The 14,370-nt window shown below is 52.9% G+C and carries 13 protein-coding genes and 1 tRNA gene; 8 read left to right on the top strand and 6 right to left on the bottom strand.

The genetic code is table 11. The features are described 5' to 3' along the window. Nucleotides 1–204 precede the first annotated feature (204 nt). Nucleotides 205–1,176 (bottom strand): ion transporter, encoded by a 972-nt coding sequence (locus tag RIC05_RS03640; protein WP_350043398.1) that lies wholly within the window; start codon nt 1,174–1,176, stop codon nt 205–207. A gap of 102 nt (nt 1,177–1,278) precedes the next feature. Then, nucleotides 1,279–1,923, bottom strand: a complete 645-nt coding sequence (locus RIC05_RS03635; RefSeq protein WP_350045307.1) for a phosphoribosylanthranilate isomerase — start codon at nt 1,921–1,923, stop codon at nt 1,279–1,281. 155 nt (nt 1,924–2,078) lie between these two features. Here RIC05_RS03635 and ubiE point away from each other — a divergent pair, with 155 nt between their 5' ends. The 3 genes from ubiE to RIC05_RS03620 are packed head-to-tail and all read left to right on the top strand — an operon-like array spanning nt 2,079 to nt 4,899. Beyond that, nucleotides 2,079–2,852 carry a bifunctional demethylmenaquinone methyltransferase/2-methoxy-6-polyprenyl-1,4-benzoquinol methylase UbiE gene (gene ubiE, locus RIC05_RS03630; protein WP_350043396.1) on the top strand — a complete coding sequence of 258 codons (774 nt, stop codon included), beginning with the start codon at nt 2,079–2,081 and terminating at the stop codon, nt 2,850–2,852. Between the two features lie 13 nt (nt 2,853–2,865). Beyond that, nucleotides 2,866–4,428 carry a 2-polyprenylphenol 6-hydroxylase gene (gene ubiB / locus RIC05_RS03625; RefSeq protein WP_350045308.1) on the top strand — a complete coding sequence of 521 codons (1,563 nt, stop codon included), beginning with the start codon at nt 2,866–2,868 and terminating at the stop codon, nt 4,426–4,428. Between the two features lie 30 nt (nt 4,429–4,458). After that, entirely contained in the window at nt 4,459–4,899 is a 441-nt protein-coding gene (locus RIC05_RS03620; protein WP_350045309.1) for a GNAT family N-acetyltransferase, read from the top strand. A gap of 74 nt (nt 4,900–4,973) precedes the next feature. Here RIC05_RS03620 and RIC05_RS03615 read toward each other — a convergent pair whose 3' ends face one another. Next, the gene (locus tag RIC05_RS03615; RefSeq protein WP_350045310.1) at nt 4,974–6,632 is read right to left on the bottom strand and encodes a methyl-accepting chemotaxis protein; all 1,659 of its coding nucleotides are present in this window, start codon (nt 6,630–6,632) and stop codon (nt 4,974–4,976) included. A 541-nt stretch (nt 6,633–7,173) separates the two neighbouring features. Between RIC05_RS03615 and RIC05_RS03610 the strand changes: the two genes are divergently transcribed. The 4 genes from RIC05_RS03610 to RIC05_RS03595 all read left to right on the top strand — a co-directional run bounded on the left by RIC05_RS03610 (nt 7,174) and on the right by RIC05_RS03595 (nt 10,729). Further along, the gene (locus tag RIC05_RS03610; RefSeq protein WP_350045311.1) at nt 7,174–8,724 is read left to right on the top strand and encodes a tetratricopeptide repeat protein; all 1,551 of its coding nucleotides are present in this window, start codon (nt 7,174–7,176) and stop codon (nt 8,722–8,724) included. 139 nt (nt 8,725–8,863) lie between these two features. Beyond that, a complete protein-coding gene (gene gpt, locus RIC05_RS03605) occupies nt 8,864–9,343 on the top strand; it encodes a xanthine phosphoribosyltransferase (RefSeq protein ID WP_350043390.1) in 480 nt (159 codons plus the stop codon). 61 nt (nt 9,344–9,404) lie between these two features. Next, entirely contained in the window at nt 9,405–10,562 is a 1,158-nt protein-coding gene (locus RIC05_RS03600; RefSeq protein ID WP_350045312.1) for a PQQ-dependent sugar dehydrogenase, read from the top strand. A gap of 93 nt (nt 10,563–10,655) precedes the next feature. Further along, a tRNA-Gly gene (locus tag RIC05_RS03595) sits at nt 10,656–10,729 on the top strand. Nucleotides 10,730–10,763: 34 nt separating this feature from the next. On the opposite strand, the gene RIC05_RS03590 is transcribed toward RIC05_RS03595, so the two are convergent. From RIC05_RS03590 to RIC05_RS03580, 3 genes are all read right to left on the bottom strand, one after another. Continuing rightward, complete coding sequence (locus tag RIC05_RS03590; protein ID WP_350045313.1) at nt 10,764–11,345, bottom strand: sigma-70 family RNA polymerase sigma factor; 582 nt, start codon at nt 11,343–11,345, stop codon at nt 10,764–10,766. Between the two features lie 6 nt (nt 11,346–11,351). Beyond that, on the bottom strand, nt 11,352–11,810 hold the full coding sequence (locus tag RIC05_RS03585) for an ArsI/CadI family heavy metal resistance metalloenzyme (RefSeq protein ID WP_350045314.1): 459 nt from the start codon (nt 11,808–11,810) through the stop codon (nt 11,352–11,354). A gap of 152 nt (nt 11,811–11,962) precedes the next feature. Then, nucleotides 11,963–12,685: a thermonuclease family protein gene (locus RIC05_RS03580; RefSeq protein WP_350045315.1), complete on the bottom strand. Its 723-nt coding sequence runs from the start codon at nt 12,683–12,685 to the stop codon at nt 11,963–11,965. 214 nt (nt 12,686–12,899) lie between these two features. Here RIC05_RS03580 and RIC05_RS03575 point away from each other — a divergent pair, with 214 nt between their 5' ends. After that, nucleotides 12,900–14,357 carry a TrkH family potassium uptake protein gene (locus RIC05_RS03575; protein ID WP_350045316.1) on the top strand — a complete coding sequence of 486 codons (1,458 nt, stop codon included), beginning with the start codon at nt 12,900–12,902 and terminating at the stop codon, nt 14,355–14,357. Nucleotides 14,358–14,370 lie beyond the last annotated feature (13 nt).

Below are 14,370 nucleotides of genomic sequence, written 5' to 3'. Positions count from 1 at the left end.
ATCATCAGGAAGAAAAGAAGGTCTGAAAACACAAAGCCGCCTGCAAGAATGAGGCGGCCGGTATGTTTAGGGCATGTGTTTTGGCCACCCGCTTATGCGAGCCACCACCAACGATTGCAAATGTGAATTGGGTTCATGCCGTGTGTTTTCATGCCCAAACCATGGCCGTAAAAAATTCGGGCGTCAAGGCTTTTACCATGCGGTTCAGGTTTCTGCGTCTTTCAGCGTAAGATGAAGAGGCTGATGGCAATGCGGGCAGCTTAGCGCATCTTCGCTTTCGGATTTGTGGACATCACGGATATCGGCGACGATGGATAGGGCCTGTTCATCGCTCAGACCGAGTTCTTCCTGATGGGATTTCAGTTTGTTGCGGACGCGTTCTGTCAGTCTTTTACCTGCCAGTTGGTGGCTGACTTGATGGCGGTAGGCGGTTTCGCGTCGGCGCAATTCACTGTTAAAGGCCGAGGCCAGAATACCGGCGGGAACGGCAACAATCCCGATGCCGGTCAATGAAATGATGCTGGCAAGGAATTTACCAAATGGTGTGACCGGGACAACGTCGCCATAGCCAACAGTTGCGAGTGTAATGACGCTCCAGTACAGCGCATCAAGCAGGTTGGCGAATTTATCAGGCTGGGCTTCGTGTTCGGCCATGTAAATGGCCCCGGCACTAAAGACCAGCATGCAGGCAAGGGCGGCTGATGCGGCACCAAAAATGCCCAGCTGCTGGCGAAACACCATCAGCATCAGTTCAAGCCCGGTAGAATATCGGGTGAATTTCAACAGCCGCAGCAGTCGGACAATCCGGACGAACCGAAGATCGATGGATGTAAAGAGCCACAAAATGATTGGCAAAATCGCCAGAAGGTCGATCAAGGCCATCGGGGTTGCCATATAGCGCAACCGCGACCAACGCCCGGCAAAGCGCGGGTTGTCTGGTGCGGACCAGACACGCAGCAGATATTCGATGGTGAAAATCAGCGTGCAGACAACTTCAATTGTCGCAAACAGGATGTAATGGCGCTCTGCAAGAACCGCGACCGAGTCAAAAACAACCGCGACCACATTGATAATGATGGCACTGGCCAGAACCAGATGAACGATCAGTGACAGGCGCGATTTCCTGTCCACGCCATGAAGCAGGGCCTGAGTTTTTGATCGTAAAGTGGGCGTCATCGGCGCGTGTCCATCGGGCAACTTTCAATCGGTGTGCCCGTGATCTTCGCGCCAATCGTTTCAGAAAAGGTTAACCTGCAAACCCAAGGGGTTAATAACGGGTTAGTACCCCTTGGCCGCCTGAATGAAATTGGCAATCTTGCGAGCATCCTTAACGCCCTTGGCCTTTTCCACACCAGAAGACACATCGACCCACGGTGCTTGGGAAATCTCGACGGCCTTAGCAACATTATCGGGATCAAGGCCACCGGCCAGCATCCAGTCGCTTTTAAAGCTTTGTCCGCTCAGAAGCGTCCAATCAAAGGAAACGGCATTGCCGCCCGGAAGAATGCTGTCTTTGGGTGGTTTGGCATCAAAAAGCAAAAAGTCCGCAACGCCGTCGTAGTTCACTTTGGCGGCTTTGATATCCGCAGCCGTGCTGACCGAGATTGCCTTCATGACTTTCAGGCCAAACCGTTCCTTGACCGCGATCACGCGATCCGGGCTTTCTTTGCCATGAAGCTGGATCACATCAAGGTTTCCCGCGGTAATGGCGGTTTCAAGCGCCTCATCCCCGGCTTCAACAAACAGGCCAACTTTCAGGATGCTGTTGGGAACCCGTTCGGTCAGGGTTTTGGCACCCTTAAGCGAGATGTGGCGTGGGCTTGGTGGGAAAAAGACATAGCCCAATGCGTCTGCCCCGGCACTCATGGCCGCGATTAGGGCATCTTCGCTATTGATTCCACAGATTTTCACCATGCAGGTCATCGGGGTATCCTGTCTTGTCGTCACGCAATTGATCGCGGCAGATGGTTGCCGCAAGCCATTGGCTTAGCAGAAAGCTCCGTGATCCAACAGGATATTTGCGATTTTGCGTGGCTTTCCACTGGCAGGATAACCATTGCTGCGCTATTTTCCCGACCATGAGCAAGAATACAGACCCTGCCGCGGGCGAAAACGGCGAAAACACAACCCACTTCGGGTTTCGGGATGTTCCTGAAAGTCAGAAGGCATCGATGGTGCGCGAGGTTTTCGACACTGTCGCGTCCAAATATGACTTGATGAATGACCTGATGAGCGGTGGTGTTCACCGCCTGTGGAAAGACAGTTTTATCAATGAACTAAAGCCGCGTCCGGGCATGAAGCTTCTCGACGTTGCCGGTGGCACGGGTGACATTGCTTTTCGTTTTTTGAAAAATGGCGGTGGGTCGGTCACGGTTTGTGACATCAACTATGAGATGTTGCATGTGGGACGTGACCGCGCGGCGGATCATGGGTTGCTTAAAAACATCAACTGGACGGTTGGCGATGCGCAGAAATTGCCGCTGCCTGATCATTCGGTCGATGCCTATACCATTGCCTTTGGGATCCGCAACGTGACCCGCATTGAAGAAGCCCTTTCCGAAGCGTTTCGCGTTTTGCGTCCGGGCGGAAAGTTTCAGTGTCTTGAATTTTCCAAGGTGGTCGTTCCGGGTTTTGATAAGCTTTACGATACCTATTCGTTCAAGTTGTTGCCCGAAATCGGTCGAATGATCGCAGGTAACCGCGAAGCGTATCAGTACCTTGCCGAAAGCATTCGCCAGTTCCCCGATCAGGAAACGTTTGCATCGATGATCCGGGCAGCCGGGTTTGAACGGGTGAAATACCGAAATCTGTCGGGTGGAATTGCCGCTATTCATTCCGGCTGGCGGGTTTGAGGGGCTTGGACGAATGATCCGTTTTGTTCGCAACAGCTTTCGCCTGCTTGCCATGGCGCGGACCCTTGCGCGCCATGATGCGCTGTTTCCATTGGCACTTGTGCCGGGCGGTAAGCTGCTTGCTTTCTTCGCACGCCTGACCGCACCGTTTTCGCGCCGTTCGGATTTGCCACCGGGGCGACGTTTGGCACGCGCACTCGAAGAACTTGGCCCAGCCTTCATCAAACTTGGTCAGACACTGGCAACACGTTCGGATTTGATCGGTGACGATGTTGCGGCCGATCTTTCGACATTGCAGGATCGCTTGCCGCCGTTTTCGGCCAAGATTGCCAAACGCATCATTACCGAACAGCTGGCTGAGCCGTTTGACGTTTTGTTTGCCGATTTCGATGAAGAACCGGTTGCGGCGGCCTCTATCGCGCAGGTGCATTTTGCCACCACGCCAGACGGGCGCGAAGTTGCGGTCAAGGTGCTGCGGCCTGACATTCGCTATCGGTTTGCCCGTGATCTTGATCTGTTTTACTGGGTTGCCGAGATTGTCGAACTGACCCAGCCGCGCCTGCGTCGGCTTAAGCCGATTGAAACCGTCAAGGCCCTTGAAGACAGCGTCCATCTTGAAATGGATTTGCGGTTTGAAGCGGCTGCAGCATCGGAATTTCGCGATAATTTCGAAAGTGATCCGACCTATTACATTCCCCAAATTGATTGGGAACGCACCGCCGAACATGTGATGACCATGGAACGGGTCAAAGGAGTTCGGATTGATAATGTCGAGGCACTTGAACGTATGGGCGTTGATCGCTCGGCCCTGCTTGCCAAGGCTGCAGGTGCGTTTTTCCAACAGGTGTTTCGCGACGGGTTTTTCCATGCCGATATGCATCCGGGCAACCTGTTTGTCGATGAAACCGGTCGGGTCAGCCTAGTTGATTTCGGCATCATGGGACGTGTGGATAAACAGACCCGTCTTTATCTGGCCGAAATGCTGTTGGGCTTTTTGACCCGGGATTATCACCGGGTTGCTGAAATCCATTTCGAAGCGGGTTATGTGCCCCGCAACCAGTCGCTTGAAAACTTCCAGCAGGCCTGCCGTTCAATCGGCGAGCCGATCCTTGGCAAGGAACTGGCAGATATTTCGGTCGGGCGTTTGTTGGGGCAGTTGTTCCAGATTACCGAACAGTTCGGAATGGAAACCCAGCCACAACTTCTGATGTTACAGAAAACCATGATCGTTGCCGAAGGGCTTTCGCGGATTCTCAGCCCGAATGAAAATATGTGGGAATTGTCGCGTCCATTGATCGAAGACTGGATGCGTGAAACGCTTGGCCCGGAAGCCAAAATCAAGGAAGCCACCCTACAGGCGGGAACCATGTTGCGCCGGTTGCCACGTGTTCTTGAGGCTGCCGAACAGGCATCATCGGTTTTCACCGATCAGGGCTTGCGTCTTCATCCCGATACGGTTGCGGCCATGCGCGGCAAATCGTCAAATGGATCACGCACGTCAGGGGGCGTTTCGCGCCAGACACTGGTTCTTTGGGTGGCGATTGTCGCACTGGCCGTTGCGGTTTACCTGAAATAGAACGCAGGTCTGAGGGACGGGAATTTCATAATGGGTGATGGTGCGAAAACAGTTGAAATCAGCACGGATCGCGACCGTCTTGATTTGTCTTACTGTTATGACTTTATCGCCAATTCCTATTGGGCAGCGGGTCGCACACGCGGCGAGTTTGACAGATCGGTCGAACTGTCTTTTCCGGTTGGTGCCTATTGCGATGGCAGACAGGTCGGTTTTGCCCGCGTGGTCAGCGACCAGATCGCGATTGCCTATGTGGCGGATGTGTTTGTTGATCCCGATTTCCGCCGGCTTGGCATAGCGTCAAAGTTAATCGATGGGTTGCATGCTCATCCGGATTTGGCTCGCGTCAAACGCTGGATGCTGGCGACCCATGACATGCAGCCGCTTTATCGTTTGCATGGCTATGACGATCTTAATGATCTGATGATGATGCGGGTCGATGACCAAGCACAAAAGCGCGACCCGCTGCGTTAATCTGGCGGAAATTCAGATATAAAAAACGCCGCCACGGATAACCGGGCGGCGTTTTTATTTAAGTTGCTTGGGGCTTAGCTTGCGCGGACTTCATCAAGGAAGTTGCCGACTTCGCTTCGCAAGGTGCCAGATTGGCTGTTGAGTTTTTCAGAAGCCCCAAGAACCTGATGGGCTGCTTCGCCGGTTTGGCGGGCGGCTTCATTCATTTCGTGGATATGGTTGGTGACTTCCTGCGTGCTTTGAACAGCCTGCTGGACCGAATTGGAAATCTCGGAGGTGGCTTGTCCCTGTTCTTCGACAGCGGCTGCAACCTCGGCTGCGATTTCGTTCAGGTTGCTAATAATTCCGGTAATACCGTCAATTGCCCCAACAGCTTCCTGTGTTGAACCCTGAATGCCAGAAATCTGTGCCGAGATATCTTCGGTCGCGCGGGCAGTTTGATTGGCAAGGTTTTTGACCTCGTTGGCAACCACGGCAAAGCCTTTGCCGGCATCACCTGCACGGGCGGCCTCGATCGTTGCGTTCAGGGCCAGAAGATTGGTCTGTTCGGCAATCGCCTGAATGATCTGTACGACTTCACCGACTTTCTGTGCCGATACATCAAGCCCCTGAACCATCTCGTTGACACGGGTGGCTTCGGTGGTGGCATTGGCGGTGATGTTGGATGTTTGATTCACACGTGCGCTGATGTCGCGGATCGAAACGGCGAGTTGTTCGGCCGCACTGGCGACAGTTTCGACGCTATGATTTGCCTGTTCAACAGCGGCAACCACGGCCTGAGATCCAGCTTCGTTTTGCTGAACAGCGGCAACCATGGTTTGGGCAACTTCCTGCATTTCGCCAGAAGCACCCGATACACCATCAACAACCCCCATCACGGTTTGTTCAAACCGACCGGCAAGACCGTGCATGGCTTCGCGGCGATTGGCGTCAGCCCGTTCGCGTTCCTGTTCGCGTTCACGATCAAGCTGGCCGACGCGTTTGGCGTTTTCCTTGAAAATTTCGACTGACGATGCCATTTCACCGATTTCGTCATTCCGGTTCAGGCCGGGAATGTCGACATCAAGATTACCATCCACAAGGGCACGCATTGCGGCGTTGATCTTAACCATCGGTGTCAGGATCTGCTGGCGCAGCAAAACCCAGGTCGTTCCAAGCAGAACCACAAGAATGGCCGCAGCAAGTGCGACCTGCACAATGACGGCTTGCTTCACTTCGGAATGGACACGGTCAAGCGACCAGGCCGTAACCAGCATGCCACGGTACTGATCTTCATCGCGACGTTTGGAATATTTCGTGATCGGTGCGGCGACGATTACAGCGTCATCTGAGATGAAACTGACGACTTCCTTATTCTCGATTTGCTCAAGATAGGGTTCAATCAGAGCAGCAAGATCATGTTTCGTTAGTGTTTCTGACTGATAGGTCCCGATGGCATCGCCACCCGGATTGGCTGCGACCAGAGTTGCAAGCTGGGAGCCTTCCTTATCGGTGATTTTGCGGAATTCTTTTTCGACGGATGCACCGTCCATCGCAATAAAACCGGGCTGTACAGCGGTTGACAGCATTTCCGTTTTTTCGACCGATTCATTATACATGATCTCGATCATGGCATTGCGCTGTGAAACGGTTTGAATGGTCATCATCGCACCAAATCCGACAACCAGAAGTGCAACGATAACAAAGATAACTTTACGTCCGACAGAGGCGCCGGATCTTTTTGGTTCGGCCATTTACGGTCTCCCAGTCCTTTAAAGGCTTTGTACCAAATTCCCTAGAGCGTCCGCCAAACCATTCACGTTTGAACGTGAAAAATGGTCGGGCAGCCTGTGGCAGATTGTTTTCCTGATTTTTGCCATCAGGACCAATCGGCGCATTTAATTTTTATCCACTTTTGGCGGTCATAATCGCCGCAGTTGAAGTGGGTGTGTTTCTCACCATCAACGAAGCTACTCCATGCGGTGGGATTATCGAAATAAGAAACGACCCTCTTGCCGAATATTCTGATTCAGTGAAATCAAATGATAAATCCGCCTATTCGTGAGGTAATTTTTGGCAAATTATACTACTGTGCTTATCTAAAGATGGGCGGGTGACTTGAATCAAAAGACCGATACGCTGTGAAATTGAGTCTTGCCGTTGACGGGACGGTAGCCTCCATTCAGTCAAGTTTGGGGGCGCGGGGGGATAAAGATGGCTAAATCTGCGACAACGACAAAAAAGCGACCGGCAAAAAAGGCGTCGACGTCTTCTCGGGCCAAGAAAACGGCGAAGTTGGACAAGACTGAAAAACCGAACTTAGCAGAACACACTGAAATGGCGGCAGATGGCGCATCGACTGATGCGGCGAAAGCGACGCTAGAAACTGTGGAACGGGAAACTGTCGATGCGACGGCTGAAAAAATTGCAGAATTGGAGGCTGAGGGCGCGGCAACGCGCGTTGCCCAGAAGCGCCGCGTGACCAATGACCTTTTCCAACGTGGTCTGGCCGCCCATCAGGCTGGTCAGATTGACGAAGCCATCCGTCTTTACGGCACGGCGCTTCGCCAAAATCCGCAACAGCCAGATGTCTGGAACAATCTTGGTGTGGCGTTACGCCGCAGCAAAAAGTTTGAGGCAGCCCTGATTGCCTATCGCCGGGCAGCAGATCTGCGCCCGGAAAATGCCGGGCTATGGTCAAATATGGGCAACTGCCTGCGCGAAATGATGCGCTTTGAAGAGGCACTGGTTGCCCATAAAAAGGCGCTTGAACTTGATGATACGATCAAGTCGCATACGTTCAATGCCGGGCTTGTTTATCGCGATATGAATCGCTTTGGCGATGCAGTTGAATATTTCGACCGCGCATTGGCGATTGATCCTGATTATATCGATGCGAATTGGGACAAGGCATTGGCGCATCTGGCATTGGGGAATTATGCCGATGGCTGGGCCGGATATGAAACGCGTCGCAAACTGGCCGACAATCCGATCCGTCCGCTTGATGCCGCCCCGGAATGGGATGGCAAAGCCAGTCTGCGGGGTAAACGCATTTTACTGCGCGCCGAGCAGGGCTTTGGCGACATGATCCAGTTTGCCCGCTTTGTCCCGTTGGTGGCAAAGAAGGCCGGGCATGTGATTCTGGAATGTCGCAAGGAACTTATCCCGATTATGCGAACGGTTACCGGTGTTGGAACATTGGTGGAAAAAGGCCGTCCTTTGCCGGAGTTCGATCTGCATGTTCCGTTGTTAAGTTTGCCGCATGTCTTGGGGGTTGGGGAAAGTGACCTTCAAAAAATATCGGCTGATCCTTACATAACGCCGCCTGTGGGCAAAAGTGTCCGTCTGGCCCCACCACCGGGTACGGTGCTTAAGGTCGGATTGATTTGGGCAGGTAAATTGAATCCGCGTGATCGGTCCTGCGCGCTTGAAAACCTGCTTCCGATTTTGTCGGCCAAGGGGGCCGCATTTTATAGTTTCCAGATTGATGAGAGACGGTCTGATCTTGATAAACTTGGCCTGAATGCGTTTGTCACAGACCTTGGTGATCATATTCATGATTTTGGCGACAGTGCCGCATTGATGCAGGCGATGGATCTGGTGATTTCAATCGATAGCTCGCCCGCCCATCTGGCTGGTGCGTTGGGCGTTCCGGTCTGGATGCTACAGCTTTATACAACGGATTGGCGTTGGTTGGTCGATCGGGCTGATAGTCCGTGGTATCCGACCATGCGCATCTATCGCCAACAAAAACCGGCAGACTGGTCCCTTCCAGTCAATAAACTGGCGGGTGACTTTTCAACCTTCCTTCAGGCACGGATAAAGGCGTCAAAAGGTGGCGAATGAGCGAAACCTTGCCATTGCTGTAAACAAGGCGTAGTTAAGCGCCTTAAATTTTGTAGATAACGGACCTTGACGGTGCGTCATCGGTTAAGATGTGACAACAACCCGTTTTGGCCAATTGATCTGGCGCAGGAGAATTCTTGTGAGCGAAGCTGCTTATAACAAAGGTTTCCCGGTTTCATGGGAACAGATGCATCGCGACGCACGCGCATTGGCGTGGCGTCTTTTGGAACTGGGCCCATACAAGGGCATTATCGCAATTACCCGTGGCGGCCTTGTGCCGGCGGCGATTATTGCGCGTGAACTTGACATTCGTTTGATCGATACCGTTTGTATCCGCAGTTATTCGGACAAAAGCCGCGGTGATCTGGAATGGCTTAAGGGCATCGAAGGCGACGGTACGGACATGCTGATCATTGATGATCTGGTCGATACCGGTAAAACGGCCAAGGCCGTTCGTGAAAAACTTCCGCATGCCCATTTTGCGACCGTCTATGCCAAGCCGCTTGGTCGTGAGATTGTTGATAGCTTTGTGACCGAAGTATCCCAGGATACGTGGATTTACTTCCCGTGGGATATGGAGCTGTCGGTTAACGCGCCGATTTCCGAACGCGCCCGTTAATCCGCAAGGGAATTGTATCCGTATCCCTTGTAAGGCCGATTTGCCAGACAAGGAGACTGAGATGCGCACAGATTTTCGCCCGGACTTCCATCGTACACCGCAAACCGCGCGCCGATGGGCCGGGCGTTTGTGTTTTTCCGTCCTGACAGCGGCCATGGCAGCGATGGCAAGCGCGCCTGCGGTTGCCCAAAACGTGTCAGAACGTGTTGCCAAAACCCAAGCGCTGCTCAGCACTGAGACAGGCTATCGGCTTTCGGTCTTTGCCGAGGTGCGCAATGCCCGGACCATGGCGGTGGCGCCAGAACTCGGCGGCGTGTTTGTTGGCACACGTGGACCAAACCTTTATTTTGTACGCGATGAAAATGGCGATGGTGTTGCCGAGGACGTCAATCTGATCGCGGATGATTTCAAATTGGCCAACGGGATTGCCTATAAACCCGGAACGCTTTTTGTTGCAGATCAGCACCGTATTGTCTCCTATGACCTCAGCAATTTTGACGGCGAAAGCCTTGGTCGGCCGCGCATATTGTTTACCAACCTGCCCGATAAGCGCCATCATGGCTGGCGGTATGCGGCACTGTCGCCAGATGGAAACCGGCTGTTTGTTGCGGTTGGGGCACCTTGCAATATTTGCAAGGTAAGTGGCCTTGAAGGCACGATCATCTCGATCCCGATCAATGGCGGCGCGCCCAAGATTTACGCCAGCGGCATTCGCAATTCAGTCGGGCTGACATTCCATCCCGCAACCGACGAGCTATGGTTCACCGATAACGGTGGGGACAGCTTGGGCGATGACATCCCGCGCGAAGAATTTAACCGTGCCAGCACGCCCGGTCAGTTCTTTGGCTATCCATGGTATGCGGGAAGCGACACACGAAGCCCGCAATTTTCCGATGAAGAAGTTCCCGATCAGTTAACTTTCCCGGAATTTACCTTTAATGCCCATAATGCACCGCTTGGTTTTACCTTTGACGGTGAGGATGCGTTGGTTGCGCTGCATGGGTCGTGGAACCGAACAATTCCTGATGGTTATGAGGTTGTTCGGGTTGAATTCATCAATGGCAAGCCGGTCACATCCAATCCATTCTTAAGTGGATTTTTGCGCAGCAACGGCGAGGTGATCGGACGCCCGGTTGATGTGAAACATTATATCGATGGGTCGATCCTGATTTCCGATGACAATGCCAGCGCGATCTGGCGCATGGTGCCCGACAGCTAATTTACTGGGGCAAAAGCCGGTCGAATTAATTGATCGGGCTTGATGTGATCTGCTTGCGCTGCCCCTAAAAGCGGGCTATAAAACGCGCGCTTCGCGGGTGTAGTTCAATGGCAGAACGGCAGCTTCCCAAGCTGCATACGAGGGTTCGATTCCCTTCACCCGCTCCAGCTTTTCCCAAATACCCCATTTGCACTTTTGATATCAGTTTGTTGTGCAGGACGCAGTGCTTTGGCATGTGTCGCCGCAGCCATCCGACGTTCCATCGGGACAGCACGCGATCAGTCGATTTCTTAATCGTTTGCGGGCGCGTTGAATGCGCGATTTAACTGATGGAAGGCCGATATTGTGACGTGCAGCAAACTCTGTTTGCCGGGTTCGTTTCAGGTCTATCTCGGTCAGGATGTTTTGATCATTCTCTTCCATACCGGAAATAAGATCAGACAGGCAGGCACTTAGCCCGGCTGCTTCGGACTGTTCGTTGTTTGAGGTCATTTCAGAAAATTCGTGAAATGTCGGATCGTTTTGAAGGTCGTGGGTTGTGACGCGTGCGCGGCTTTGGCGGCGATAAAAATCAACGATTTTACTGCGCGCAACCGCATAGATCCAAGCCGACGGATTGCTTGCGGTGCCAAGGGTTGATTGGTTGCGAATGATCGCTTCAAGAATGTCGGAAACGATATCCTCGACCTCATTCATAGGCGCACGCGTTTGCACAAACCGGTGCAGGCCCCGTTGAAGGGCCTGCCAGTCGGCGGAACTTTGGTGTGAGGACGCGAATGTCATAGGTCTTTACGCACAACATACCTGATCAGGGTTCGAAGATTTGTCTGGCTGTTGACCGCAGCAACCAGCCTTTGATGGATCGGTGTTACCTGTTTCGCCTTTGGGGGCATCATCAAGGATACGATACCATTCCCACGCCAATCCGTCTGGTTCTGTTGTCCAGAATTTATCTTGTTTGGCATGGCAACACCCGGTTTGTGCGACGTCGCTTGTCATAAGGTCACTGATGGTCAGACGCGTTGCTGCCTGATCAAATTCATCTGCTGTCGTGCATTCGACCCCGATGTGGTTGAGGTCTTCTGATGCCTTGGGGTTTTCAAACAAAACAAGTTTAAGCGGCGGCTGGTTGATTTCGAAATTCGCATAGCCGTCACGTTGTTTGTGGACCGGGGTCGCGAACATCTCGCTGTAAAACGCGATTGCACGATCAAGATTTTTGACATTCAGGGCAAGTTGCAGGCGCATTGTGTGTCTCCTGTGACATCGATGTGATGTTCAGGAAGACGCCGGTACCAGCAAAAGGATGCAGGCGACCGTCAAATTCGTCCGAAAAATTTGAAATGGTGCAATTGAAGGCATAGCACCCTTAAAACTCAAGTTATGAGAAAAGGTGCCGCTTATGGTGCTGGTGCCAGATAGACAAGTTTCTTGTCACGCGCTTCTTCATCACTGCAAATTTTGGCGCTGTCGGCTGTGGCGGTATCAGCGAAGCGTGGGTCAAGGGTGCCGATATAGTGGCCGGTCCCGGCAGTCCGAAAAAGACAGCGCCCGGTTTCACCCTCAAGGCGCTGTCCGTTGCGCCATTGGTCGGGGGCAATCATATCGCCACCATGAATGCCGATGGCGGCGTTGTCTGCCTCGGTCGAAAGGCTGTCATAGCGATGCGAATACCCGGCAATCGGAAGGGCTTCACCGTCCGTGATCATGGCCGCTGCCACATCGCGTTCGCCAACGCCACATTCGACAATCGGGAAATCGCCGGGTTTGTTTGAGCGTTCCTGATCACCCGCCCAGCAATGGACGGCAAACGGTGCCATGGCGAAATATTTGCGAAGCTGCATGGCCGATGACATGCCGCAATCCCAAAAACTGCCATTATGCAGGCATTGTTGACCAAGTTCGGGCGCATCTATTCCGGCAAGATCAACAACTTCGCCATTGATCATGATGGTATCACCATCAATGACCTGAATGTCGCGTCCCTGTGATTCAATCAAGGGTGTTCCGGAATCAGCGATGGCACTACCGGCGGCGTGGACCGGACCGTCTTGTAGATAAACAGCGGCAGAAAACAGGGCAATAACAGCAAGGACCAGTATCAGACGGGTTGCGTGTTTCAATTGGGCCTCGGCTGTTTGTCATTAGGGAAGGATCAAAGATCTCATCGGATTGTGTCTGAGAACAAGCGAAAAGAACGGCAAAATAATGACGTAGATCGATAGGCTGCGGGTGAGTTCTAAACTCTATGTCGGGAGCCATGCGCAATAACCGGATGCATTGATTGTCATTTGGCGCTAAAAGCGGATTTGTCATTATGCTGTCAGGGACGCGTTTTTGTTTCGTCTGCAACCCATCTTTTTCGTTGTCGGGGTTATGGTCATTATCATCGGAATTGCGATGATGGTGCCCTCTGCCGTGGATTTGTATTACGGCAATCCGGATTGGAAAATTTTTGCTCAGGCCTCGGTCACAACGATCGGGCTTGGCGGGATGGCGTGTCTTGCCTGTCGTTCTGACATTGGACCGCGAGTCACCGCCCGTCAGGGGTATGTTCTGACCGTCGTGTCCTGGATCGCCGTAAGTGTCACGGGGGCCTTGCCGCTTTGGTATTCATCGCTTGATATCAGTTTTTGTGATGCGGTGTTTGAAACGGTATCAGGCCTGACCACCACCGGATCTACCGTTTTGTCCGGGCTTGATCAGATGCCGCCGGGGTTGCTGGTCTGGCGTTCGATCACGCAGTGGCTGGGCGGGATCGGGATCATCGTAACGGCCTTGGCATTGTTACCGATGATGCGGGTCGGCGGCATGCAGCTTTTCCAGATGGAAAGTTCGGATCGATCCGAAAAGCTGAGCGGGCGCATGCGCGATATGTGTCTGCAGATCGTGATCATCTATAGCGGTCTTACCTTGATCTGTATTGTGCTGTATCGGGTGTGCGGCATGCGGTGGTTTGATGCCATCAATTACGGCATGACCACACTTTCGACAGGTGGGTATGCGACGTCTGATTTGTCCTTTGCCAAATTTGATAGCAGCCTGTCGCTGCACTGGGTTGCGATCCTGTTTATGTTTGCCGGCGGGTTGCCGTTTACGGCCTATGCCCTGCTGCTGCGGAAACAAAGTTTGAAGGCGATTACCGGCAATCAGCAGATCAAGCTTTTCTGTATGATCATTGCGGGTTTCACCCTGCTGTTGACCTGGCGATTGGTGCATATTTCCGATGACAGCATTTTCCGGTCACTGACCATGGCGGCATTTAACCTTGTGTCGGTGATTACCACCACGGGCTTTGCGTCGGGGGACTATTTGTTGTGGGGACCAGCAGCGGTCATGCTGTTCTTCTTTGCGACATTCATCGGCGGGTGTTCCGGATCGACGTCCGGCGGGTTCAAGATGTTTCGGTTCTATGTCGTCTTTACCGGATTGCGGGCGCATTTCATGCGACTGCGCAGCCCGTCTGCCGTGGTGGTCAGCCGGATTGACCGGCATGAAATCACATCGGACATTTATAATGCGGTCACGGTCTATGTGTTCTTGCTGACGATCAGTTATATCGTGGTGACCATTGCACTTGGGCTGACGGGGCTTGATCTGATTACGTCCATGAGTGCGGCTGCGACGTCGCTTGCCAATGTCGGGCCGGGGCTTGGTAACATCATTGGTCCGGCCGGTAATTTCCAATCCTTGCCGGATTCGGCCAAGTGGATTTTGGATGTGGCAATGGTTCTGGGGCGGCTTGAATTTGAAACCTTGCTTGTCCTTTTGATGCCGTCTTTCTGGCGGGACTAAATAATTCTGGAAT

The sequence above is a fragment of the Thalassospira sp. genome (genome assembly GCF_040218635.1).
Classification (GTDB): domain Bacteria; phylum Pseudomonadota; class Alphaproteobacteria; order Rhodospirillales; family Thalassospiraceae; genus Thalassospira.
Note: the sequence above shows the minus strand (reverse complement) of the source record. Positions and strands in the feature narration are given on the sequence as shown.